At 57.2% G+C, this 26056-nt stretch carries 13 protein-coding genes; 3 read left to right on the top strand and 10 right to left on the bottom strand.

The genetic code is table 11. The features are described 5' to 3' along the window. Nucleotides 1-192 precede the first annotated feature (192 nt). From IF205_RS11145 to IF205_RS11115, 7 genes are all read right to left on the bottom strand, one after another. Entirely contained in the window at nucleotides 193-1836 is a 1644-nt protein-coding gene (locus tag IF205_RS11145; protein WP_259779443.1) for an ABC transporter ATP-binding protein, read from the bottom strand. Next, nucleotides 1836-2750, bottom strand: coding sequence for an ABC transporter permease (locus tag IF205_RS11140; protein ID WP_259779442.1), 915 nt, complete (start codon nucleotides 2748-2750; stop codon nucleotides 1836-1838). Before IF205_RS11140 ends, IF205_RS11145 begins: the two co-directional genes overlap by 1 nt. 8 nt (nucleotides 2751-2758) lie before the next feature. Then, nucleotides 2759-3727 (bottom strand): ABC transporter permease, encoded by a 969-nt coding sequence (locus IF205_RS11135; RefSeq protein ID WP_259779441.1) that lies wholly within the window; start codon nucleotides 3725-3727, stop codon nucleotides 2759-2761. 44 nt (nucleotides 3728-3771) lie between these two features. Further along, a complete protein-coding gene (locus IF205_RS11130) occupies nucleotides 3772-5367 on the bottom strand; it encodes an ABC transporter substrate-binding protein (protein ID WP_259779440.1) in 1596 nt (531 codons plus the stop codon). A gap of 338 nt (nucleotides 5368-5705) precedes the next feature. Next, nucleotides 5706-7352, bottom strand: coding sequence for a glycosyltransferase family 39 protein (locus tag IF205_RS11125; RefSeq protein ID WP_259779439.1), 1647 nt, complete (start codon nucleotides 7350-7352; stop codon nucleotides 5706-5708). After that, nucleotides 7349-7723, bottom strand: coding sequence for a DMT family transporter (locus IF205_RS11120; protein WP_259779438.1), 375 nt, complete (start codon nucleotides 7721-7723; stop codon nucleotides 7349-7351). Before IF205_RS11120 ends, IF205_RS11125 begins: the two co-directional genes overlap by 4 nt. A 15-nt stretch (nucleotides 7724-7738) precedes the next feature. Continuing rightward, the gene (locus IF205_RS11115; RefSeq protein WP_259779437.1) at nucleotides 7739-9175 is read right to left on the bottom strand and encodes a UbiA family prenyltransferase; all 1437 of its coding nucleotides are present in this window, start codon (nucleotides 9173-9175) and stop codon (nucleotides 7739-7741) included. A 276-nt stretch (nucleotides 9176-9451) separates the two neighbouring features. Between IF205_RS11115 and IF205_RS11110 the strand changes: the two genes are divergently transcribed. From IF205_RS11110 to IF205_RS11100, 3 genes are all read left to right on the top strand, one after another. Continuing rightward, nucleotides 9452-10585: an acyltransferase family protein gene (locus IF205_RS11110; protein WP_259779436.1), complete on the top strand. Its 1134-nt coding sequence runs from the start codon at nucleotides 9452-9454 to the stop codon at nucleotides 10583-10585. Nucleotides 10586-10844: 259 nt separating this feature from the next. Further along, the gene (locus IF205_RS11105) at nucleotides 10845-12524 is read left to right on the top strand and encodes a cyclic peptide export ABC transporter (protein ID WP_259779435.1); all 1680 of its coding nucleotides are present in this window, start codon (nucleotides 10845-10847) and stop codon (nucleotides 12522-12524) included. 5 nt (nucleotides 12525-12529) lie between these two features. Further along, nucleotides 12530-13234: a thioesterase II family protein gene (locus IF205_RS11100; RefSeq protein ID WP_259779434.1), complete on the top strand. Its 705-nt coding sequence runs from the start codon at nucleotides 12530-12532 to the stop codon at nucleotides 13232-13234. On the opposite strand, the gene cuyB is transcribed toward IF205_RS11100, so the two are convergent. Genes cuyB through IF205_RS11085 form a run of 3 tightly spaced genes read right to left on the bottom strand, consistent with a single transcriptional unit; the run spans nucleotide 13206 to nucleotide 26053 of the window. After that, nucleotides 13206-13964 (bottom strand): cysteate racemase, encoded by a 759-nt coding sequence (cuyB, locus tag IF205_RS11095; RefSeq protein ID WP_259779433.1) that lies wholly within the window; start codon nucleotides 13962-13964, stop codon nucleotides 13206-13208. The genes IF205_RS11100 and cuyB overlap by 29 nt on opposite strands. 18 nt (nucleotides 13965-13982) lie before the next feature. Continuing rightward, on the bottom strand, nucleotides 13983-15956 hold the full coding sequence (locus IF205_RS11090) for a methylaspartate mutase subunit E (RefSeq protein WP_259779432.1): 1974 nt from the start codon (nucleotides 15954-15956) through the stop codon (nucleotides 13983-13985). 14 nt (nucleotides 15957-15970) lie between these two features. Continuing rightward, nucleotides 15971-26053: a non-ribosomal peptide synthetase gene (locus IF205_RS11085; protein ID WP_259779431.1), complete on the bottom strand. Its 10083-nt coding sequence runs from the start codon at nucleotides 26051-26053 to the stop codon at nucleotides 15971-15973. Nucleotides 26054-26056: the final 3 nt, after the last annotated feature.

Here is a 26056-nt window from a genome sequence, read left to right as displayed (position 1 = left end):
CTGTTAAGACTGGCTGGCATGAACGCCACCTCCCTAACATAGAGAAAGCCCCCTCATCCTTAATCCATGTTAATGCGCCCGCTATCCGTCAGGGCGCCGCAAACCCGTTCTGTGGAGGACCAAGCCCCGCCAAAGGCCTACACACAAAAAAAGGCCCACATGATGTGAGCCTTTTTCGTTTTAGAGGCGGTATCAGTTACCGGCCGATTCCATTTTTCTGTGTTTGAGCACATGCTCCAACCAGCCCAGTTCCATTTCCGGAACCGACGACAACAGCAAGTCTGTATAGTCGTCGAATGGCGGCGTGAGAACCTTGGACTTTTCACCGAAACGCACCAGATGGCCTTTGTACATCACGGCAATTGAATCCGCGATGGCACGCACGGTCGCGATATCATGGGTGATGAACAGGTAGGAGACCTGGGTTTCCTTCTGGATGCTCAACAACAATTTCAGGATGCCGTCGGCCACCAGCGGATCAAGAGCGGAAGTAACCTCGTCGCAGATGATCATATCCGGCTTGGCGGCAAGCGCACGGGCGATGCAGACACGCTGTTTCTGACCACCGGACAGTTCCGCCGGATAGCGGTCGACAAAGCCGTCGGACATCTCGATCTGATCCAGCAATTCGGCGACGCGCCTGCGCTTTTCCGCACCGCGAATACCGAAATAGAACTCGATCGGGCGACCGATGATCTGCCCCACGGTCTGACGCGGGTTCATGGCGACATCCGCCATCTGATAAATCATCTGCAAGCGCCGCAAGTGTTCCTTGGTGCGGTTCTTGAGGTCCTTGGGCAATTCCTCACCCTGGAAGATGATCTGTCCTTCCTTCTGCGGCAACAGGCCGGTGATAACGCGCGCCAGCGTCGATTTACCGGACCCGGATTCACCCACCACAGCCAGGGTCTGCCCCTTATAAAGATGGGCCGTAACGTCGTCGAGGACGGTAATACCATTGCCGTAGGCAGCGGTAATATGATCCATCTTCAAGACAGGATCTTCGGACAGTTCCCCGCCTTCGTCGTGATGGATGGAACGAACGGACACCAGTTCCCGGGTATATTGTTCCTGCGGGTTGTTGATGATCTGTTCCGTCGTACCGTATTCAACCATCCCGCCGTTGCGCAAGACCAGGATATCGTCGGACACCTGCGCTACCACGGCCAGGTCATGGGTGATATAAAGCGCCGCCGTATGCGTATCCCGGATTGCATCCTTGATCGCCGCTAGCACATCGATCTGTGTCGTGACATCCAATGCAGTTGTCGGTTCGTCAAAGACAATCAGGTCCGGTTTGGCGCAAAGGGCCATGGCCGTCATGGCACGCTGAAGCTGACCGCCGGAGACCTGATGCGGATAGCGCCTGCCGAAATTATCCGGGTCGGGCAGCCCCAGTTTCCGGAACAGTTCCACCGCAAATTCACAGGCCTCGGCGCGGGACATAAGGTTGTGCTCCAGCGCCCCTTCGACAACCTGGTCCATCAGACGATGGGACGGATTGAAAGCCGCTGCTGCTGATTGTGCAACATAGGCCACGGACCGCCCGCGGATTTTCCGCACACCCCGGTGACTGAGAGCGAGGATATTTTCCCCGTTCAGCCAAACTTCACCACCAGTGATCCGGCAACCGCCACGGCCATAGGCCATGCCCGCCAGGCCAATGGTGGATTTGCCCGCACCGGATTCCCCGATCAGCCCCAGGACATGGCCCTTGGTCAGTTCAAAGGAAACATTTTCCACCAGCACGACGTCCTGTGGCGGTTCGCCCGGCGGATAGGAAGTCGCCTCGATCTTGAGGTCTTTGACTTTGAGAAGGTCTTGGCCTTTTGACATTATCCGCGTCCTCCCTTCAGGCTGGAGGTTCGGTTCAGGACCCAATCGACCACCAGGTTGACACTGATCGCGAGACCGGCAATCGCACCTGCAGGGATGAGAGCAGCCGAGATACCAAACACGATACCGTCTTTATTGTCTTTCACCATGCTGCCCCAGTCCGCGGCCGGCGGCTGAATGCCTAGGCCCAGGAAGCTGAGCGAACTCAGGAAAAGAACAGCAAAGGCAAAGCGCAGGCCGAGTTCCGCAAAGAGCGGCGACAGGGCATTGGGCAGAATTTCCCGGAAGATGATCCATATCTGTTTTTCCCCGCGAAGGCGGGCTGCCTCGACAAAATCCAGAACCGCGATATCAACGGCTACCGCCCGTGAGATACGGAAGACGCGCGTGGAATCCAGAACCGCCATCACCAGGATCAATGTCACCATATTGACCGGCAGAACCGACAGGACCACCAAGGCAAAGATCAGCGTCGGAATCGACATCATCAGATCATTGAAACGGCTCAACGTCTGGTCCACCCAGCCCCGAAGCACTGCCGCCAGGAAGCCAAGGAAAACGCCCATGCTGAAGGACAGCAGCGTTGCGGCCCCGGCCACAAAAATCGTCATCCGCGCGCCATAGAGCATACGGGTGAGCATGTCGCGCCCGATCTGGTCGGTGCCAAGCCAGAAGGCATTCGATCCTGCCCAGAGGCCATGGCTTTGATCGATAAAAGCACTGAACGACAGGTCACCGAACAAATCGACAATCAAGCCAAATTGCTGACCAACTGACGTCGGTGCCCAAACCTCGCCAACAATGTCCGCTTCGCCGTAGGGCGCCAGCCACGGGGCAAAGATCGCGGATCCCAGGAAAATGATCACGCCCAGCAATCCGATGCGCGCACTCCAGGGCATTTTTGAAATACTCATGGATGACCTCACTTCGGATGCCGCAAACGCGGGTTCGAGATAATGGACAGGATATCGGCCGTCATGTTGAGCAGGATATAAGTCGCGGCGAAAATCAGGCCACAGGCCTGAACCACGGGGATATCACGCTTTGCCACGTGGTCCACCATCAACTGACCCAGACCGGGATAGACAAAAACCACTTCAACCACCACAACACCAACCACCAGATAGGCGAGGTTCAGAACCACCACATTGATGATCGGGGAAATCGCGTTCGGGAAAGCATGCCGCACAATGATCTTGAAGGGACTAAGCCCCTTCAGTTCCGCCGTTTCCACATAGGGTGAGGACATCACATTCAGGATTGCCGCACGCGTCATACGCATCATATGCGCCAACACCACAAGTGTCAGCGTGCCGCAAGGCAGGACAATGGCCTGCATCCGCTCTCCAAATGGCATGCCTTCATAAACGGAAGATATGGACGGTAACCAGTTCGTGTTTATGGCAAAGAACAGGACAAACAGATAACCGATGAAAAATTCCGGCAGGGAAATCGCCCCCAGGGTACTCATCGAAATGAGCTTGTCGATGAAACCGTTGCGGTAATGAACGGCAATCATCCCCAGTAAAACAGCCAGCGGCACGGACACAATGGCCGCCCACATGGCCAGGAATAAAGTATTCTCCAGACGACCGGCAATCATCTCGCCGATGGGCTGGTTGTTAGCCAGCGACATACCAAGGTCCCCCTGGAAAATGCCACCCAGCCATTCGAAATACCGGATATAGGCAGGCTGATCGAGCCCGAGTGCCGCGCGAATATTGGCGACGGCCTCATCCGTGGCCGACTGCCCCAGAATGGTTTGGGCAACGTCGCCCGGCAACAGTTCCGTCCCGGCAAAAATCACCACCGATATCGCCAGCAGCAGGAGTATGCCCAGCGCCAAGCGCTGGGCAATCATCCTGAATAACGGGTTTGATAACAGTGTCATAAAAACCCACTTTCCGTAATTAACCCCACTTTTTTATTTTCTTATTATGCCAACCAAACGCGGATCGGAGCAAATCCGTTGGACAGCGGGGTCGGGCCGGAGGGGTCTTTGACATAGCCCTGAACCTTGTCGTTCATGGCATCGACGAAGTCGTTGAACATCGGAATAATCGCACCGCCTTCATCACGGACCATCAGCGACATTTCGCGGTACATGTCCTTACGCTTGGCTTCGTCCAACTCAGTGCGGGCTGCCGACAGCAATTTGTCGAAGTCATCGCGGAAGAAGCGCGTATCGTTCCAGTCGGCATCAGATTTGTAAGCCGTGGAATACATCTGGTCCTGGGTCGGACGGCCACCCCAGTAGGATGCGCAGAACGGTTGCTTGTTCCAGACGTTGGACCAGTAACCGTCACCCGGCTCGCGTTTGATTTCCAACTCGATCCCGGCTTTTGAGGCCTGCTGCTGGAACAGGACGGAGGCATCAACTGCGCCCGGGAAGGCAACTTCGGAGGTACGCAGAAGGATTTTACCGCTGTGGCCGGATTTCTTGAAGTGGTGCTTGGCCTTGTCCAGATCGTAGGTGCGCTGTGGAATGTCGTCCGGGAACAACGGATAGGCCTGGTTGATCGGGAAGTCATTCCCGACAGAGCCGTAACCATTCAGGACGCGCTTGACCATTTCTTCACGGTCAATGGAATATTTCAGAGCCAGACGCAGGTCGTTGTTGTCGAACGGTGCGGTATTGCAATGCATGATGAAGACGTAGTGCCCACGACCGGCCGTGCTTTCGACTTTGATATGCGGCAGGCGTTCCAGCAGGTGAACAGTTTTGGGATCTGCCCGGTTCATCATATGGATACGACCGGACTGCAGAGCGGACATACGGGCAGTCGGATCGTTGACCTGCAGGATTTCCACACTGTCCACATGGCCGACCGAATCGTCCCAGTGGCCGTCGAATTTCTTACCGACATAACGCACACCGTGCTCGGCCACCTCAACTGTATAGGGGCCGGTGCCGATCCCGGCATCGGGGCCATCATTGCCGCCATTCGGCTGGATAATCAGATGGTAATCGGACATCAGATACGGCAGGTCGGCATTGCCTTCTTTCATAGTGATAACGACACCATGAGAGCCGTCAGCGGAAATATCTGCAATGCCTTTCATGATACCAAGAGCGCCAGACTTCGAATCGTCACTGCTGTGCCGTTTCAGCGTCTGAACCACATCATTGGCATCCATTTCCTTGCCGTTGTGGAAGCTGATACCTTTGCGCAGCTTGAACATCCAGACCTTGGCGCTGCTGTCGGTTGCCTCGAAGGATTCAGCCAGTTGACCTGCAACACCGCCGTCCGGCGTCGTAACAGTCAGGGTTTCACCCCAGCATTTACCGAACACCGTGGGCATGTCGCTCAGGAAAGCTGCCGGATCAAGGCTGTCTGTCGCGCTGCCGCCCTGCAGACCCAACACAAGATCACCGCCCTTTTTCGGTCCGGCAGCCTGAACGGCACGGCTCAGCATGGTCGTCGCAAAGGGTGCGGCCACGCCCAGCGCGGCGGCACGGCCCAGAAAATCGCGGCGCGTAACCAACCCGCGCGCGGCTTGTTGGCTGAAGAATTTCAGTTCATCGGACATCGAGATATCTCCCAGTTCTATTTGTCGGTCGGCTTATTCGCTGCCTTCTTAGTAGTCTAAGGATGTTTTATTTTGATAGCACGTTCAATTAAAAAAGAGAGGCGCAACCACCCGCAGGCGCGAAGAAGCCGATTGATGTCGTTTTTGCGATAAAAACATGCCTGTTACAAGGGATTGGCCGCAAAAAAAATTTCAAAAAAAATTAAAACAGAACAGAAAATCCATTTATGAACCGGCATAGACACGCCGTCCCGCCTGCGATTCCACCAGGGCGAATCGCATCAATCAGGAGCCCCTCCAAAAAGACAGGCAATCGTCATTTACAGCCTTAAGATTGCTCAGTCGCCGGAGATCGTGCCCGAAACCGTTCGCCCCACAATCGGCAGCTCATTGGAAATGTTGATTGGCCCTTCCGCGACTTCGCCACGGTTCCGATAGACCACCAGTTCCTTTTCCTGCGCATGATAATTGGCCTGCATCTTAAAGCGTGCGACCTCTTCAAACCGGTCACTGTGCAGCAGGGATTGCAGTTTGGCCATTGGCTTCAGGTCAGTCCAAAAATCCGGCTGGGCGACAACATAGTGAACGCCCAAACTATCAATCAAACTGTCGATCTCGGCCTCGGTGTAGTCCTTTTCTTCCACGCCAAGCTCGCGCCGCACCGATATCCGAAGAAGCAGTTTGTCTGCACGTATCGTGCTTACATCCTTGCGGTCGGCGTGTGCCCGCATATTGAAGATAAAAGAACCGTCACGATATCCAGAGAACAGAATATTGCTGTTGGCAGGCGCCTTGGCCGCCACATAGTCAACGACTTCCCGGTATCCCGCCACATAATGCACCGGACGCTGCAAAGTTGTCGTCGCGACAGAAGCAACCAATACCACGCCCACGGTCGCAATACCGGCCCATCTATGCCGCTGGCAGAGCCATTCCCCCAGAAGCCCGATGGACAGCCCCGCAGGCAGCAACAGGAAAATGCTGTGGCGTGCTTCTTTCAAGTCCACCGCAGAATAAAAGATATAGCCCGCGACAAACCAGGAACCCCAAAAGATTGCCTCAAACCGGGAAACGGCAAGCGACCGCCTCATCGCCACGGCAGTCCCCACCCCGCCAAGAGCCGCCAGGAAACCGGCCCAGCCCATCTGCGACGGTAATCTTTGCGCATACCAGAGCCACGCCTCCAATGACGTACGGGAAACCTGGGAATCCGCAATACCGGCAGCAGACTGAATGTTCGCCTGCCCGAACTCCAGCGTTAGCACCACCAGAGGGACCATCCCGACCAACGCAAGCGCCGCAATGACATAGCTATGCCAATCCCGGAACAAGGACAGGCCGCGGGCGGACAGCAGCGTCACGAGGAAGGGAAATGCAACAAAGGCCACAGACAGCTTGGTGTAGAGGCTAAGTACCAGGAGGGCCACCGCCAGATACAGCAAACTGACGCGACCGCTGCGGATATGCATGCAGAATGCATAGGCGCTCCAGACCAGGATCGCATAGGCCGGTATCTCAAGCATGACCTGACGGCCCCAATAGCTGATCTCTGGCAAGAAGGCAAAGATCAACGCGGCCACAAGCGCAATACTATTCCGACACCACAACCTTGCGAGCGCATAGACGCCCCAAATCATGGCAAAATATAAAAGCCCCAGAACTACCAGGGCCGTATTCTGCGACACCCCCAGAACGGCGTAAAAGGGTGCCAGAATGAACGAAAACAACGGCGGATAGAACAGGATCGTAAGGGCGGGATATTGGGAATAATAGTTATACGCATACCCCTTTGGATCGGCATAGGGCATGTCACGGATCAGATCCATCACGAAGGCCCCGTTCAGGGCATGTCGCGGGGAATCCGGCCACGAAAAAGCCCCTCCGGAAGGGGCTCCTGAAACAAAGAGAAAAACAACCGCCAGCCCCAAAACAAGGGTTCCGACGATGACGGCGGCACTGTCAGAATGGCTGGTGGAGTTTGTCATGCAGACTTCCCTACGAGGATGCAGCCTGCGGCAATGAGGACGGTTCCCAGAATGCGTCCAGGCGTCACCGCCTCATTCAGGATGAAGGCACCAAAGGCCAGCGTCACCAGAAAGCTTACGCCGACAAACGGATAAGCCACCGACAGGTCCACCTTGGACAGAACCCAAAGCCACATGACCACGCTTAACCCATAGATCGCAAGTCCGACCCAGATCATAGGTGACATCAGCGCGGATATCGCAATGTCCACAATACCGTTATGCATCGCGTCATCGAAACGCGCCTGCCCCACACCCCATTTCAGTGCGAGTTGCGCGCAGGCTGACAAGGTGACCGTGAACAGGATTAACCCCAAAATCGACAACGTCATTCCGAAAACCCCAAATTAGAACGTCAAATACCGTGCGAGTAAGGTTACCAGTATGAAGCAAATCCCCACACACTGGCTAACCCTGTCCCTGATTGCGAAAACGACCGGGTCATCCGCGATCTTGTCGCGACGTGCACCGATCCAGAGCCGATTGCCCCAGTAAAGCATCAGCAGGCACAAAAGCCAGAGCAGTTGGGGGCTGTTGTAGATTCCGCTTACAACCTCGCTGTTGATATACAGCGCCAGGACCAGCACGGACGCAGACATATTGGCAACGCCCAGGCTGAACATGGCTTCCTTGTCTTCCGCGCCATAGCCACGTCCGGCGGCCTTGTCCACGCCATCCGCCAACCCGGCGACCTCCACATACCTTTTCAGATAGGCCAGGCTGACGAAGGCGAAGATCGAAAAGCCCATCAACCAGGATGACAGGCTGATCCCCAATGCCGCACCACCTGCGACCACGCGCAGGGTGTAAAGGACGGCAAGCGTCATCACATCCGCCGTGGATACCCGCTTCAGGTAGAAGGAGTATATGTTGGTCAGCAGATAGTATCCGGCCAGAACGGCGACAAACAGCCATGGCAGGAAGACAATCGCCAGCACGAACGCCACCAACGGCAGCCCCAATGCGCCAATCACGCCAACAGGGATGGACAAATCCCCGGAGGCCAGGGGGCGTTTGCATTTGCGGGGATGCTTGCGGTCCGCCTGCACATCCAGAAGATCATTCAGAAAATAAACGCCCGATGCGCAAATACTGAACGATAGAAAGGCTATCAGGGCCGTGATAACAGCAGACAGGGATTGATAGCTGTGCGACGTGAAAAGCGGCACAAGAACCAATGCATTCTTCGCGTATTGGTGAATCCGCATTTCGCGGATAAAGGCGCGCAGCACCGCCGGTCGCGATTGAATGTGCTTTTCCGCCTTCCCACCGGCCTCGGACGCCCGCACGTCTCGCATCGGGGCATTCACGAAAATATTGGACCGGGCGCACTTCCAGATGGGGCGGTCTGCGGAACTGTCACCGGCATATGTGAACCGGCGCTCTCCGGCGAAATCCTGTATGGCGGCCAATTTCCGCGCGCCCTTCATGTTCACACCGGCACGTGTCGCGATCACAGCGTCGAAAAACCCCAGGAAATCGGCAATTTTCTCCGCATAGGAATGATGCGCCGCCGTCGCCAGGATAACCTGTCGCCCCTGCGCGCGCTGTTCTTTCAGGTAGTCAATCAGCTCTGTTTCATAGGGAAGGCTCTCAACATTCAGCTCAATCGCCTGCGCCACTTTTTCTTTGACGAAGGGCCGCCCCTTCAACAGCCAGGCGAAAACGAGGAAGATGTTGAGCGGATTTTGCTTCACGAACTGCAGAACGGCCTCGTAAAAGAGGTCTGTTCTAATCAGGGTGCCATCCAAATCCGCGAAAATCTGATCGGCGGATTGCTCCATATCAACTTCCCTCTCATATGGCGAACATCGTCGACATTCGTCACATAGCCCAGTCTGCCACCTCAAACCGAAGCCAAACGAATTTTTTCGTTTTATTAGGAGACAACTTTTAATTGGTAGCAACAATAAGTTACATGAAATACCATTACGAAAACCACATCATTAAATCAATGATTTTAGTTGTTTTTTAATTAAATAGAAAATACCTCATATCACGGGGCCTGGCGAGACAGGCAGAGACTATCGGGTTCAATCAGAGGGCGGAGAGACATATCCATGCAGGGGGAAAAGATTCTATATTTGGAATCACTTAGGGGCCTGGCGGCGATAGCCGTGACGCTGTTCCACGCCCATTTCGCCATAAACTCCCCCCTCGCCAACAATACCTTTGTCGCCAACAGCGACCTGATGGTGGACTTCTTCTTTGTATTAAGCGGCTTTGTAATAGCCTATAATTATGAAACAAAAATAACCTGTTTTAAGTCTTTATGTATTTTTCAGGCAAAACGCTTTCTGCGTCTCTATCCCTTACATTTCGTTACTTTAATATTATTTCTTTTTATTGAACTAGCAAAATACGCCTTCGAACAAAAAACTGGAATCAAGGCATACAATGCTGCCTTTAGCAGTAATGACCTTGGTGCTTTTCTAAATAATATTTTTCTGACTCAGGCATTATTTGAACAAAATCTGACATTCAATACACCAAGCTGGTCGATATCGACGGAATTCTATACCTATGCTGTCTTTGGCATCTTATTAATTCTATTTCAAAGCCGCAGGTCAAAAATTATTGTAAATGCACTTATAATCGTCACAGCGGCAATTACCCTTCATATAACCAATACAGCCGGTGCGATGACCGGCTTTGCGATCATTCGCTGCATATATGCCTTCTATCTGGGATATGTTGTCTATCTGGTCGGTCGCCGCCTCGCCCCCAAAATTCCCGGCAGCGTTGGTACAATTCTACTGATTGGCAGCGCCGTGGCGGTTACCTTTAAGGGTGACTTCCCGCTCATCCTGTTTCCGCTGCTCTTTTCGGCGACAATCCTCGCGCTTTTCCGCAGCGGCCCTACCCTGCCCAAGGCAATTCTGTGCAATCGCCAGCTCGTGTTTTTGGGCACGATCAGCTACGGTATTTATATGTGGCATAATTTTGCATGGTGGACGATCACCCAGATCCTGCGCTTTGTCTTGCATTTCCCCATTGCGAAGAATCCAGAAACAGGCAAGGACTTCCTGAATGTCGATGCAGTGACCTCATCGATCATGATCGTGGTCGGCCTGATCGTCGTTTTGATCCTCTCCTGGCTTTCCTACAAATATATTGAACGGCCGATAAATGACCTGCGGCATCATTTGAAGGGAGATCGCAAGGCGGCAGACCTCAAAGCAGGAACGACTTGAAACTGCGCCCCCTCATTCCCCTCACCTTCCTATCACCAGACCGCCTTTATTAAGTTACTATGATACCATGCAATATAGCGTGAGGTATCGGTTGAGGTTCACCACTATAGCGTGTTATTGAGAGACCATAGCTGCCTCCTCCCCGGGAGCTAAGCACACAATAACATGGGCTTTGCCTGTCACGGTGGGCCCGCATGGGTAGTACAGATTGCGACAATCCAGATAAAACGCCGTTTGTCCGGCGCTCGGAGGACTTTTCGTGAGTGTTACTTTACTTCTGATGCGTATCTGCGGCCTGGCAGTCGTGCCTCTTACGGCACTGGTTCTTTTGGCGGCAGGGGCAACCATTTTTGCGCTGCGTCTGATTGGTCAGGAACTGGCTGGCGACCTTCAAAGCGACTTTCCCGCCGGACTTTGGTTCATGGGTGCAATCCTGCTCCTGGTCCTCAGCCGTCTGGTGTCGCGAAACCTGCTCGACTGGCTGTCAATGCGCGCCATCGCCCGCATTCGCTACAACCTCACCCGCAATATTCTGAGCCTCCCTCTCAAACGGATTGAGGATCTCGGCGTCCCCCGGGTCATGGCCTTGGTCTTTGACGATGTTGTACGCATCGGCGCCGGACTTTCGGGCCTGCCGAACTTCCTGGGCCAGATCATTGTTCTCATCGGCGCCCTGATCTATCTGGGCTTTGTGTCCCTATACGGACTGGCCGCACTGTTGGGAGTCCTGGTGTTGGGCGTTCTTTGCTATCGCTGGCTGATTGCGCTTGCGACGAACGCCCAACGTGACGCACGAAATGCCAGGGATGGTCTTTACGACCTGACGGGAGGCATGACCCGCGGCGTGAAGGAATTGCGTTTCAATACCCATCGCCAGCGTCATCTTTTCGAGACCTCCTTCACGGATATCCTGGACAAGCATTTTCGAAAATCACTTGCCGGTGCGATCTATTCCACGACCGGGCTGACATTGAGCCAGGTGCTTTATTTCGTTTGCCTTGGTGTGATCGTCTTTGTCGTCCCACGTTTCACGCCAATAGACAGCGCGGTTTTGACCAAATTCGCGGTCATCGTCCTCTATCTGCCTGCCCCGATCGAAAGCATCGTACAGTTCGTCTCGATGTTGACGTCGGCACGTGTATCCATTGAACGTCTGCACAAGCTTGGTGTCCTGGGCGAGAACCTGCATCGCCGCGAACCTTTACCACCAATTGAGAACCACGGACCGGTCGAGGATTTCGCTGTTGAGGCGCTTGAATATACTTATGGCAGTGCCGAGACTACAGATCATGAGTTTCATGTCGGCCCGCTGGACATCGCCTTCCGGCCCGGCGAAATCGTGTTTTTCGTCGGTGGCAATGGCTCTGGCAAGACGACGGCCGCCAAGGTCATCACGGGTCTTTATGAATCAGAGGCTGGCACAATCAGGCTCAACGGCCAGACCGTAAGCAGCGAGAACATTGACTGGTACCGTCAGCATTTTGCCGGCGTATTCAGTGATTATCATGTCTTCGATGCCTATCCGCCCGCTCCCGAAGGACAGGTCAACGAGTTGGCCGATGCTGCGGCACGCCATCTGGAACGCCTTGAACTGGAACGCGTGGTCAAATTTGAAAACGGCGTCTTGTCCACGACCACAGCCTTGTCGACGGGACAGCGCAAACGCCTGGCACTGTTGGTCGTCTTGCTTGATGACAAACCCATTGTTGTTTTCGACGAATGGGCCTCCGATCAGGACCCGGCATTCCGGGAGGTCTTTTATCTCACCTTCCTTCCTGAACTCGCGGCGCAGGGAAAAACCGTGATTGTTGTCACTCATGACGATGACTACTTCGCCGTAGCCGACCGGATCGTCACCTTTCGCTATGGCAAAATCGAATCTGACAAACCCAACCAACGTATGCTGGTACGCCGACCGGCAGTCGCAAATGAGGGATAGAATTTATGCGTCTTTATCTTCTACCTTTTGCGGGCGGCTCCGCCCGTTCCTATGGGGCCTGGCCGGAGGCGCTGTCCGAGATTGCTGAGGCTGTTCCCCTCGACACGCCAGACAAGGGCCGCCCCTATCTCGATGCCCCTGAGACCCTGTCTATCGAAGAGATGGGAGCGCGAATTGCCTCGCAAATCGCGTCCGAGACAAAACCCTATGCCCTTTTCGGTCATTCCATGGGCGCGCTCATGGCATTCGAGGCGGTACGTGCATTAATCAGGAAAAATGCGCGATTACCGCATCTCATGATCGTATCCGCCCACAGGGCACCACATCAGCCCCTTGACCGCCGCATGCTGCATCCCCTGTCCGACAACGACTTTGACGCAGAACTCGCCGCCTATTCCGGTACTCCGAAAGAGGTTCTGGAAAATAGCGAAATGATGGATTTCGTGCGCCCGACCTTGCGACGCGATTTTCGCGCGTGTGAAACATATCGCTATTCGGAAGACACCGCCCTACCAGTTCCCTTGGCCAGCATCGGCGGCATTGACGATCCTGAAGTCAGTGCGGAAGACCTTGAGGCCTGGGCCAGACATTCCAGACATTTCCTGGGCAGCCGCACGCTTCCCGGTGGACATTTCTATTTCCAGAATGCCTTGTCGAGCATGACGTCAGAAATCGAACGGCTTATCGCGGAAGCAGGCGTTCCTGCATGACACTTTGTACAGCCTGCCCCGTAGGCAAAGTCGGACAAGCAGAGATATCCCGGAAATAGTCAATCGCCGCTCGCGCCAACGCCTCTGTTGCGTCAAAACGCGGAAGGGCGTGTCCTTCGGGCGGTACTGCGAGCGGCAATTCCGTGCATGCAAGTAATGCGGCATCAGCCCCCTTTGCCAATAACTTGTCCAGAGCAACGGTCATATCCCGGTAACTGGCGGCAATATCCCCACGCTTTACGCAGGCGATCACAGATTGCACATGTGTATGGGTATCCTCGTCATCAAGGACCAGGCTTTTCATCCCCCGCCGCTCAAGCCTCTCCTGATAGAACCCTGTCACCAGGGTGGCATGGGTCGCGATCACCGCCACCCTCGAACCCTCCGGGAGGCTCGAACAAAGCTGATCGCAGGCTGAATCTGCAATATGCAGGATGGGTACCTTGGCTGTCTCTGCCATCGTTTCATACCAGGCATGCGCCGTGTTGCAGGCAATAATGATCAGGGTTGCCCCTGCGGCTTCCAATGCGGCAATCCCCTGCAACATCACCGGCAGAGGTGAAGGCGCTCCCGCCTCAAGGAGGGCCGCCCTGCGGTCCGGAACGCGAGGATCACTCCAAACGACAACAGGTAAGTTATCCTGATCGTTTTCCGCACCGGATAACGCAATAAGCTTGGACATAAGGTCGACGGTGGCCAGCGGGCCCATCCCGCCAAGGATTCCGATCATCTGTATTTAATCCTTCGGTCAGGAGAATACGGCTGTGGTAAGCCCCATGTCAGGGTCAAAACCCGTAATTGTGCGCTCAGACAGCGGCCAACGCGGAACACGTCCTCTGGGCAGGGCCAGTACATCATCTTCCACGATCCGATAGCTTTCCGCTATTGGAACAGAATCGCGTCGGCGACGCTCCGCCATGCATTCCTCATGAAATTGTTTTGCTTCACGGGATAGCGGCAGGTTTCCACAAGACAAAAACCTCACGGCACCAGTAATATCGCGTCCCGTTACCACCTGGCCCGCATTGTGGACACTCGGGGAGAACGGAATATCCAGATTCCCGTTGGCAAATGCACGTTCCAACCCGACAGCAACATCCCCGCTCCCCAGTACAAGAACAGCATCCAACATTGCCGACACCTCCTCTACGATCAGGCGCTGCTCTATCCGAACGGAGGCATCTTCGAAATGTCCTTCCCCCGCCAATGCGATGCCACGATGGACGGTTTGCAAACCTGCAACATTATCTTCGACGGTAGGAATACGAACGGCCTCTACTGCTGTCTTGGTCAGAACCCTTGTTGCTCCCGAAAGTGCTGCTGTCTCGGCCGACGCATGGATGAGCTGCATGGATGCCCCCTCATCCTCCGGGAAAGCCGACATATACTGGTGAAACACGGTAGATATCTGTACCGACGGCAAGTCCACAGCCCTGAAAAAGTTACGTGTAAGACCTGGAATTGCCCGAATGGCGGCAATATCCTGCACTCTGTTTCCCTGTTCGGCATACCCCAATGAAACCGATCCGACACCCTGACGTACGGCCAGTGCGGCTTCGAGGATGCAAACTGTGATTGCGATTGACGGAGGCATCAATGTGGCCGTCAAAACCCCGAAAAATTCCCGGTCAATCACAATGCCGTAGCGATCAAGGTAGCGGCCCGTCAGCCGATCCACATAGCGCCAGTTCTGGATAGCCTCTGCCAAAGGGTAATCCTTGAAATATGGCAGATTGTAGCAAATCGCCCCACCTTCGAAGGCCGTAACGCCACCGGCATAACAGAGTTCTGCGAGAAGCCGCGGGTCCCGTGTCGAGTGACGGCATTGCAACGGTCTCGGTACAGAACGTGCAATACGCCGCAACGCATCCACACCATGATTGACCAACGGAAAGCCATTCAATGTCGATTGCCCGCACTGACGGCTTTCGGCAATCCCCTCTTCTGCCTCCGAATAGCGGTTATTCCGTGTCAGCGAGTCAATCTGATAGGACAGGACGTCAGCACCTCCACACCTCAAACGGTGGAAAAGGCGCTGCTGATCATCGGCCAATGCCACGCCCGCACGCGGCTGCACTAGCGGACGTCCCTTCCGCGCCGCGTGAGACTGCGCCAATGCCAGTGACGGGCAGGTTTTCAGGAATGAGGCATTATCGTTGAAATCATTTGCAGCCGCGCCGGTTGGCCAGCCAAGCAAAACTTCCCGCCGTTGCAAATCATGGTCCACATCGTGCAGCAACCAATCAGCAATCGCCAGAAAAGCAGCATTGCGCTCAGGCATAATTCGTGCCGCTGGCCCACCCGACGGGACGCGGTTATGAAGATCTTCGGCAAGCCCCTCCAGGAAAGCCGTAAGGTCCACAAACCCCAGATAGACGCGTTTGAACCCCATCTCCGCAAATACACGTCGGGCACGGGCTAGAGGCAAAACTGACGGGTTGCCCCCCAGATACCAAAGCGGCCCGGTTTCCTCCTCATCATTCAGTCTGTGCTGCACTAACGGTTTAAGGTAATGCCCTGCATGCCCATCCATGCACGACAAAAGAACCGCGTCCGCGCCCGGTGCTACTTCCAGCACATCCTCAATCCGGTTCTGCGTTCCCAAATAATGAACCTGATAGCCGGTGAGCTGTAAGGCCTGACGCAACAAAATCAATCCAACCGAATGTGCATCACCGCCAATGCCCGCCAGAATGATATGATAACGACTAGGATTCCACATTGCGTTTCCCCTCATCATTCTGCGGCGGTACTTGACCGCGCAAAGCTGTTTGCAACCCCAACCAATGCTTCGCCGGTCAGCAAGGTATAGTGGTCACCCGGCAAGACCCGGATAAAGCCGTTCGGCAGCAATTTTTGCCAAACACTCGATGCTGAAATGGCAGGGCTGTCTTCGCCGAACAGGATTGTTACAGGTCCTGAATAGGCCTCCGGGCAATGTGCAACCAGCGCTGTCACATTAGCGATGAAAACGTCACGCGCCCTGGCGATTGCCTCCGCGTCTTCTTCCACATGTCCCAGTGCCAATTTCGCGAGGCCGGCCACGTTCTTTTCGAATGCGATGTCCAACGCTTCCTGGGTGGGCGCCGGTCGCGGTGTATCGGCTACTTGCGACGGGTCAATCAGCACAAGCTGAACAACACGAGCACTACCAAGGCGTCGCGCAACCTCCACGGCAACGACCCCGCCAAAGGACCATCCCCCGAGACGTATGGGTCCCACCGGACATTCCTGACGGATTTGTTCCACGTAAGAATCTGCCATTTCTGTAATGGAAGTCAGAGGCTTGGTACCAAATTCCAACCCGCCGGCGAAAACACCATAAACCGGCCCTTCGTCCAACAACCCGGCAAGCCTGCGATACGCTCCTACCCCACCACCACCAGGGTGGATCAGGAAGGTTGGCAGGCCGTGGCCAGGCGCAAGAGGCAGAATGCCCGAGGACCGCTTTACCTCGTCATTTTGATTGGCCGCCGCCAGATGAAGGGCAAGTTTCTCGATTGTCGGATATTCGAAGATGTCACGCACTGTTGCCGGGTGGCCGGTCTCCGCCGTGACCGTCGTGGCAACACGCATCGCCAGCAGCGAATGCCCGCCGAGGGAGAAAAAGTCATCCGCGCGGCGAATATCCGAACGCCCAAGAACCCGCTGCCAGATTTCCGCCAGCGTCTTTTCAAGACCTGCATGCGGGGCTTCGCCTGCTTCCTCAACCCGCTCAGGCAATCGCGAGACAAGACTGCGGCGGTCGACCTTGCCATTGGCGTCAAGCGGCAGGCTCTCCACCAATGTGATCCGCGGCACCATGTAGGACGGGAGACGTTCTCCCAATGCCTGTTCCAATGACCGGGCATCGGTCCCGACACCGGAGACCGGCACCACGAACCCTTCCAGCGTCGCAGCCCCCTCGCCGTCCCGCCGGACCGCCACCGCGCCGTCTCCAACCGCTGGCAGTGCACATAGGGCCGCCTCCACCTCACCCGGTTCCACCCGGAAACCGCGCAGCTTCACCTGCGCATCGATCCGGCCCAGGAATTCCAACGCCCCATCAGACCGCAAACGGACACGGTCCCCTGTCCTATACAGACGCCCACCTCCGCCCGCAGGGTCCGGAAGGAAGCTTTCCGCCGTTCGCCCCGGCTGCCCGAGGTATCCCAGCGAAAGACCATGCCCGCCAACATAAAGCTCTCCCGGTGCCCCTGGCGGCACCGCACGCATCGACCGGTCCAGGACAACCGGACGACGCCCGCCAACACCACGGCCGATTGGAACCGCAGAGCCTGCCTCAGGGACAAAATCCAGTCGGTGCATTGCCGTAAAGGTCGTACATTCCGTCGGGCCGTAGCCATTGACGAACTGCACATTCGGCAGCCCCGCCATGAAATCCGAAAGGCCATGGGTCGGGAATACGTCCCCGCCTGACATCAGCAACCGCAAACCTGCAAAGGCCGACGGATCGCGTTCCAGATATCCCCGCAAAAGCCCTGCCGTCAGCCAGGCCACCGTCACACCTGCATCAGCAACAAATTCCGACAATGCGTCCGGATCAAAGGGACCGGCAGGCAACACCGCAAGCCGCGAGCCGTTCAGCAAGGCGCCCCAGATCTCGATCAGGCTGGCATCAAAGGCCAGGGGCGACGCCAGCATCACCCGATCATCCGGGCCGAAGTTCATCACCTCCCGTTCCAGGAAAAGCGACGTCACCGCCTCATGGGGCACCATTACCCCCTTAGGACGCCCCGTAGAGCCGGAGGTATAGATCACGTAAGCAGGCGCCCCTGACAGCCCTTTCAAACGCGGCGGCGGCGCAACATCCTCAGCATTTATGTCTGCCTCATCCACCAACAGCACCGGACGACCGCCTGCCAACCCCTGATGGCGCGTATCTGACAGCACCAGCGGCACATCACTGTCCGCCAGCATCCCCTCAAGACGCTCCGGCGGATAGTCTGGATCGAGCGGCAGGACAACTCCTCCCGCCCGCAGGACCGCAAGCTGTGCAATGATCGCATTGGCCGATCGCTCAAGTGCAACGCCCACAATCTGTCCCGGCATCACACCGGCGGACGCTATCCGGCCCGACAGCGCATCCGAGGCGGAAACAAGCTCCGCATAACTCAGCACGTCTTCGCCGTCTTCCAGCGCTATACGCTCTCCACAGGCGTCACGGATACCTGAAACCACCTCTTCAATGCGCATACGGGGACCGGCAGGCCCCGTCCTTTCGTGCACAAGGTCCGTCTGAATGGACATTGGATAGTCCCCGACGGGTTTTCCCGGGTTTTCCAGGATGGCCGTCAGCAGGGTTTCGAAGCGGGCCATCAGGCGCGTCATCGTCCGTGCATCAAACAGCCCGGATGCATATTCCACGCGGCCACGCAAACCGGATTTCGTTTCCGATAAAAACAGCGTCAGGTCGAATTTCGCTCCCGTTGACCGCCGCGGCATCACCTCCGCCGTCAACCCATCCAGATGCAGGGCCTCGCCCGGTGCGTTCTGCAGAACCAGCGCCACCTGGAACAACGGATGACGGGACAGGTCACGCGCCGGGGCAAGGGCTTCGACCAGACGTTCAAAAGGGACATCCTGATGTTGATAGGCCGCCAACGTCTCATCCCGGACACGGCCCAGCAGGGTCACAAAATCAGGATCGTCGGAAAGCTCCGTCCGAAGCGCCAGCGTATTCACAAAAAAGCCGACAAGGTCCTCCGTCTCCGCCCGGGTGCGGTTCGCAATAGGCGCCCCCACAACCACATCCTCCTGGCCCGCATGCCGACCCAGCAGCACACTGAAGGAGGCCAGAAGCGTCATGAAGAGTGTTGCTCCCTCACGACGGGACAGCGCAGAAAGCCCGTCCATCAATTCCACCGGCAGATGCACCGGTATGGTTGCGCCGGCAAAATCCTGTACCGGCGGACGGGGCCGGTCCGTTGGCAGGTCCAGCACTGGCGCTCCTTCAAGGCGTCCCCGCCACCAGTCCAGCTCAGCGTCAAGCCGGGCACCCGACAGCCGGTCACGCTGCCACAGGGCATAATCGGCATATTGGACCGGCAGCCCCGGCAAGGCCGCTGCCGGACCGCCAACGGCTTCGGCATAAAGGGCAGTCAGATCGCGCACCACCACGCCCAGCGACCAGCCATCAGCCGCAATATGATGCAGGGTCACAAGCAGGACATGGCGGTCAGCGCCAAGCCGCATCAACAGAACCCGCAGCGGCTGCTCTTCCGCCAGGTCAAAGGACCGGACCGCCTCAACATCAATCAGCGCACGCGCGGCGGCATCCGGGTCCGTCTCTCCCGACAGGTCACGGTGGTCAAAACATACCGCCCCCGGCGCATCGACATGCTGTTCCGGCTGCCCCGCCGGTCCGGCGGTAAACCGGGTGCGAAGCGTTTCATGGCGGGCAACAAGTCCTGCAAAGGCCGCTTCCAGCGCGGCCATCTCCAACCGGCCTTCCAGACGCAGGGCTATCGGCATGTTATAGGCCGCCCCCGTCACCGAAAGCTGGTCGAGGAACCACAGGCGTTCCTGTGCAAAAGAAAGCGGCAGGCGGTCAGGACGGGGTTGCACCGTCAAACGCGCCTCGACCTCCCCATCACCCGACTGCGCCGCCTCTACCCGCCGCGCCAGCGCTGCAACTGTCGGTGACTCAAACACCTCCCTCAGCGCAATATCAACGCTCAACTGGCGGCGGATCAGGCTAACCACCCGGGTTACAAGTAACGAGTGCGCTCCCAGCGCAAAGACATCATCGGACACACCGATCTGCGGAATATCCAGCACATCGCTCCAAATGCCGGCCAATAGCTCTTCTACCGCCGTCCTTGGCGCTTCATAACCTGTCGACAGATCCGCACGCGTTCGGTTGGGAACAGGCAATGCGGCCACATCCGTTTTTCCGTTCACTGTCATTGGCAACGCATCAAGCCAAACAAAAGCACCTGGTACCATGTAGAGGGGCAGATGCTTGCGCATCACGGCATGCAAGCTGTCCGACGAAAGCCTGTGCGATCCTGACGGCACAAGATATCCGACAAGGCCCTGGCCATCCTGCATGGGCACGACCACAGCCTGTCTTATCTCTGGCAATTTAGTCAGATAAGCCTCGACCTCGCCAGGTTCGACCCGCTGACCTCTGATTTTCACCTGTTCGTCAAGTCGGCCAAGTATATAGGCAACGCCACCCCTGCGGCGGATCTTGTCGCCTGTGCGATATACCCGATCTCCGGAACCCGCCGGATCAGGCAGGAAACGCTCTGCAGTAAGGCGGGGATTACCAAGATAACCGCGAGCCAGGTTTGGACCGCCGATATAGGCCTCACCCACACCGCCATCCGGCACCATACGCATCTTTGTATCAAAGACCCCCAGATGCATCCCTGCGACGCCATCTCCCACCGACAATGCGCCATCCGCCTTCGTCAACGGAGCCCGATAGGCCGTCGATGCCATCGTGCATTCAGTCGCACCATATTGGTTGACGATCTCAATATCTGAGCCGAAGGCAGCCCGGAAGGCCCGACAGGTCTCCGAAGAAAGCGGCTCGCCAGCCACCAGAACCAGACGTAATGCCGACGGTTCTTTGGTCGTGCGGGCCGCCGCCAATGCCGCCATCCGGGCGGGTGTGATCGAAAGGATTGCCGTAACACCGTGCCGGTCAATCAAATCGCACAGCGCCTCCGGCGACTGCGCCTCCTCGCTATCGCTCAACACCAACCGCGCGCCAGCGGCCAGGGTGCCGAAGATATCGCGAATTGACGCATCAAAGGTAAAGGTTGGAACCTGAAGTACGACGTCATCTTCCGCGATGGCGTATTCAGCAACCAAAGCCGTCAAGACATTCACGGCCCCCCGGTGGTGTGCCAACACCCCTTTCGGCCTGCCCGTGGAACCAGAGGTATAAATGACATAAGCAAGATTATCGGGATGTGCGGGACAGTCCTGTACTGCGTCCCCGGTCACATCAAGAGGAAGCGTCATCAGGTTTGACGGCAAGACCGCACGACCTGCGTCGTCAGCAAGCGCCAATCCGACACCGGCATCTTCCACCATCTGGGCGATACGTTCCGGCGGACTGGACGGGTCCAGGAAAACAAATGCACCGCCAGCACGGGAAACCGCTAACATTGCCGCCACTGCGCAGGCTGAACGCCCTGCACAGATCGCAACAACGGTATCAGGACCAACGCCTTCCTTCTGCAGGCAACCGGCGATCTGTTCGGCACGATCCCGCAACGCTGCAAAGGTCAGCCTTCGACCATGATCGTCAAGCGCGACCAGATCGTCCCTTCCCTCCGCAAAAACAAGATCATGCAGGCGATAGGGGTTATCCCATGCCTCCCGGCCTATAACTTTTTGACGAACCACCTCGTCTCGCGCCAAGAGCGGATAGTCCCCGACGGGTTTTCCCGGGTTTTCCAGGATGGCCGTCAGCAGGGTTTCGAAGCGGGCCATCAGGCGCGTCATCGTCCGTGCATCAAACAGCCCGGATGCATATTCCACGCGGCCACGCAAACCGGATTTCGTTTCCGATAAAAACAGCGTCAGGTCGAATTTCGCTCCCGTTGACCGCCGCGGCATCACCTCCGCCGTCAACCCATCCAGATGCAGGGCCTCGCCCGGTGCGTTCTGCAGAACCAGCGCCACCTGGAACAACGGATGACGGGACAGGTCACGCGCCGGGGCAAGGGCTTCGACCAGACGTTCAAAAGGGACATCCTGATGTTGATAGGCCGCCAACGTCTCATCCCGGACACGGCCCAGCAGGGTCACAAAATCAGGATCGTCGGAAAGCTCCGTCCGAAGCGCCAGCGTATTCACAAAAAAGCCGACAAGGTCCTCCGTCTCCGCCCGGGTGCGGTTCGCAATAGGCGCCCCCACAACCACATCCTCCTGGCCCGCATGCCGACCCAGCAGCACACTGAAGGAGGCCAGAAGCGTCATGAAGAGTGTTGCTCCCTCACGACGGGACAGCGCAGAAAGCCCGTCCATCAATTCCACCGGCAGATGCACCGGTATGGTTGCGCCGGCAAAATCCTGTACCGGCGGACGGGGCCGGTCCGTTGGCAGGTCCAGCACTGGCGCTCCTTCAAGGCGTCCCCGCCACCAGTCCAGCTCAGCGTCAAGCCGGGCACCCGACAGCCGGTCACGCTGCCACAGGGCATAATCGGCATATTGGACCGGCAGCCCCGGCAAGGCCGCTGCCGGACCGCCAACGGCTTCGGCATAAAGGGCAGTCAGATCGCGCACCACCACGCCCAGCGACCAGCCATCAGCCGCAATATGATGCAGGGTCACAAGCAGGACATGGCGGTCAGCGCCAAGCCGCATCAACAGAACCCGCAGCGGCTGCTCTTCCGCCAGGTCAAAGGACCGGACCGCCTCAACATCAATCAGCGCACGCGCGGCGGCATCCGGGTCCGTCTCTCCCGACAGGTCACGGTGGTCAAAACATACCGCCCCCGGCGCATCGACATGCTGTTCCGGCTGCCCCGCCGGTCCGGCGGTAAACCGGGTGCGAAGCGTTTCATGGCGGGCAACAAGTCCTGCAAAGGCCGCTTCCAGCGCGGCCATCTCCAACCGGCCTTCCAGACGCAGGGCTATCGGCATGTTATAGGCCGCCCCCGTCACCGAAAGCTGGTCGAGGAACCACAGGCGTTCCTGTGCAAAAGAAAGCGGCAGGCGGTCAGGACGGGGTTGCACCGTCAAACGCGCCTCGACCTCCCCATCACCCGACTGCGCCGCCTCTACCCGCCGCGCCAGCGCTGCAACTGTCGGTGACTCAAACACCTCCCTCAGCGCAATATCAACGCTCAACTGGCGGCGGATCAGGCTGGCTATACGCATGTGATCAATAGAATTTGCCCCTAAGGAGACAAACTCCATGTCACGGCCTACCCGTTCAACGCCCGTAGTCTCCCGAACAATTTCCGCCAATGCTTCTTCAGTCGCACCTTGCGGCGGCTCTATTTCCACTGTTTGCAATGCGCTGGCGGGCGCTGGAAGCTTTTTGCGGTCCGTCTTGCCGCTTGCCGTCATCGGCATGGCGTCCAGTTCAATGATGGGCGTGGGGATCATATAACCCGGCAAATGCCGCGACATCTCCTCTGCCACCGCCGACGGGCCGGGGCCACCAACCACATAGCCAACAAGCCGCGCCATATCAGAACCATCGGCCCGCACAATGGCGGCCACTTCCCGCACTCCATCCACTGCGGCCATGGCAGCCTCGACCTCGCCAAGCTCGATCCGGTGACCGCGAACCTTCACCTGACCGTCATTCCGGCCCAGATAGTCCAATGCGCCATCCCCACGGCGACGGACCAGATCACCGGTTCGATAGGCACGCGCGCCCGGCGGCCCATAGGGGTCCGGCACAAACTGCGCCGCCGTCAAACCGGGCCGCCCCAGATAACCCGAGGCCACACAGGGGCCCGCCACAACCAATTCACCACACGCCCCGTCCGGAAGGACCCGCCCATGCGCATCCATCACGTAAAGACGGAGATTGGCTATCGCACGGCCAATCGGAACAGGTCCTTCCGCTTTCGGCTCACACCGCCAGGAACTAACCTCGATCGAGGCTTCCGTCGGACCGTAGAAATTCCGGATTTCCGCCTCTGGAAAAACAGACCGCGCCGCAGCAGGCTGATCCGGCCCCAGCACTTCACCAGTACAAGCAACAAGCCGCACGCCCGGTGAGACAGGCGCCTGCGCTGTATACTGTCGCAGCATCGATGGTACGAAATGCACAACGCTCACACCCGTGCGGGCAATCTCTTCTGCCAGCCAGGCCGGGTCACGATGCCCGCCCGGCCTGGCCATCACCAGACCGGCCCCCGTGACCAACGGCCAGAAAAGCTCCCAGACGGAAACGTCAAAACTGAACGGTGTCTTCTGCAAAACCCGGTCCGTAGCGGCCAGACAATGATCCGACTGCAGGGCCAGAATCCGGTTCACAACACCGTCATGCGGCACCACGACCCCTTTCGGACGCCCCGTGGAGCCCGAGGTATAGATCACATAGGCTGCGTCATCCGGGCCTCCCGCCGACCGCGCACCCGGCCTCGCCGGGCCATCCTCCCCCGGCTGGTCCAGGACCACGGCCCGCCTGCCTTCCGGCAGACGGGAAACAAGGGCCGACGGCTCGACGACCGCTGCCACATCCGCATCCTCAACGATATAGGCAAGGCGATCGTCCGGCAGGTCCGGGTCCAGCGGCAGGTAGGCCGCCCCCGATGCCATGATCCCCAGCAGAACCTCCGGCATCTCCAGAGAACGCTCCATCAGGACACCGACAATGTCTCCCCGGCCGATCCCCTGGCAAGCCAGGTGCTTCGACAGGGACCGTACCCCGTTGCCCAGCGATGCATAGCTTTTCTCTTCCTTCCCGAAAATCACCGCAACCGCATCGGGGGTCGACGCTGCCTGTGACAGCACCAAATCCTCAAGCCGGCGATCATGACCGGGAAATACCTCTTCCGCGCCCGATGACGCAGTTGGATCAGACCGCCTATCCGAGGTGAGATTCAATTGCAAAAGACTGCGGTCCGGCTCCGCGACTACTGCAGCCAGAAGATGCATAAAGCAGTCAAGCAGCCGCCGGGCATCAGCCTTGGAATAACGACCGCAATCATATGCCAGACGGAAGTTGAGTATCCTTGAAGACGATACCACCAGAGCCAAAGGATAATGCGTTTCTTCCCGTGCCCACCCTTGTGCGACAGAGTTTTCGTTTCCACCACGGTCAAATGTTGCGAGGTGGTTCTGTACCACCACGATTGATGCAAACGGTTCTCCACTGTCGATTTCCGCAGCCCGGATGATGTCCGATAGCGATGCATGCTCCGCATCCTTCATCCGCGTCATGAGGGCCTGCACTCCTGACACAAAAGCCGCGCAATCACGATTTCCGGCCACGTCGACCCTAAGAGGGACTGTGTTGACGAACATGCCGACCATCCCTTCCGAGCCTTCGATTTCCGGAGGCCGTCCCGAGACGACGAGACCATGAACGCTGGTTTCACACCCCGCGTAAGTGGCAAGCGTCAGCCCCCAGACCGCATTAACCAAGGCCGCACGGGTCACTCTCGCCTGTCGGCAAAAGGCATCGACATCGGCGGCTACGGCGCTATCAACTGATTCTTCCAGCTCATCACTGCCTGTCCCTTCTGCCCCCGACGCTATTGGCAGTGGCGTCGGCAAATCAACCTCCGCCAGGGTTTCGCGCCAAAAATCCGCCATATCCTCGCGATCCGACAACCAGGCGGCATAGGCCCTTAACCGCGGCGGGACAGGGCGGGAAAAGGATGCCGTCCCGGTCTCTGCAAGGCTTACATAAGCTTCACGTAATTCCGCGAGAACAAGCGCTGTTGACCAGCCATCGAGGGCAACATGATGTGTCGTCAGACCGAAAAGCGACCGATCCGGTGACAATTGGACAAGGCGGACGCGCAGGAGCGGCGGCTCCGTGTAATCAAAGCCCTGTTCCAAGTCATCAGCGAAAAGGCGCTTTGCTTCAAGTTCCGCATCCTGCACATCGCTCAAGTCATTACGAACAAGTGTTATTTCCGCATGCTCATGCACGACGGCGACAGGGCGGGAAAGTTTTTTCCAGTGAAAAGACGTGCGCAGCCCCTCATGCCGCGCAATCAATATATCAACTGCCTCCTGGATCAGATCCGGATTAGCCGCACCAACCTCAAGAACCGACTGACCGGCGTATGTCGCAGGATTTCCGGACAAGTCAGTTTCCAGGAGTATGCCCTCTTGTGCGCCGGTCAATGCCAACACATCGACCGCCTGGCCCTGTTTCTTTTTCATGGT

Source organism: Aestuariispira ectoiniformans, from assembly GCF_025136295.1.
Lineage (GTDB): Bacteria > Pseudomonadota > Alphaproteobacteria > UBA8366 > Aestuariispiraceae > Aestuariispira_A > Aestuariispira_A ectoiniformans.
Note: the sequence above shows the minus strand (reverse complement) of the source record. Positions and strands in the feature narration are given on the sequence as shown.

Coding starts and splice junctions, on each gene's coding strand:
- IF205_RS11100 (WP_259779434.1), top strand. CDS start 12,530: ATGCGTCTTTATCTTCTACCTTTTGCGGGCGGCTCCGCCCGTTCCTAT.
- IF205_RS11090 (WP_259779432.1), bottom strand. CDS start 15,956: ATGTGGAATCCTAGTCGTTATCATATCATTCTGGCGGGCATTGGCGGT.
- IF205_RS11135 (WP_259779441.1), bottom strand. CDS start 3,727: ATGACACTGTTATCAAACCCGTTATTCAGGATGATTGCCCAGCGCTTG.
- cuyB (WP_259779433.1), bottom strand. CDS start 13,964: ATGATCGGAATCCTTGGCGGGATGGGCCCGCTGGCCACCGTCGACCTT.
- IF205_RS11145 (WP_259779443.1), bottom strand. CDS start 1,836: ATGTCAAAAGGCCAAGACCTTCTCAAAGTCAAAGACCTCAAGATCGAG.
- IF205_RS11125 (WP_259779439.1), bottom strand. CDS start 7,352: ATGACAAACTCCACCAGCCATTCTGACAGTGCCGCCGTCATCGTCGGA.
- IF205_RS11120 (WP_259779438.1), bottom strand. CDS start 7,723: ATGACGTTGTCGATTTTGGGGTTAATCCTGTTCACGGTCACCTTGTCA.
- IF205_RS11115 (WP_259779437.1), bottom strand. CDS start 9,175: ATGGAGCAATCCGCCGATCAGATTTTCGCGGATTTGGATGGCACCCTG.
- IF205_RS11110 (WP_259779436.1), top strand. CDS start 9,452: ATGCAGGGGGAAAAGATTCTATATTTGGAATCACTTAGGGGCCTGGCG.
- IF205_RS11140 (WP_259779442.1), bottom strand. CDS start 2,750: ATGAGTATTTCAAAAATGCCCTGGAGTGCGCGCATCGGATTGCTGGGC.
- IF205_RS11130 (WP_259779440.1), bottom strand. CDS start 5,367: ATGTCCGATGAACTGAAATTCTTCAGCCAACAAGCCGCGCGCGGGTTG.
- IF205_RS11085 (WP_259779431.1), bottom strand. CDS start 26,053: ATGAAAAAGAAACAGGGCCAGGCGGTCGATGTGTTGGCATTGACCGGC.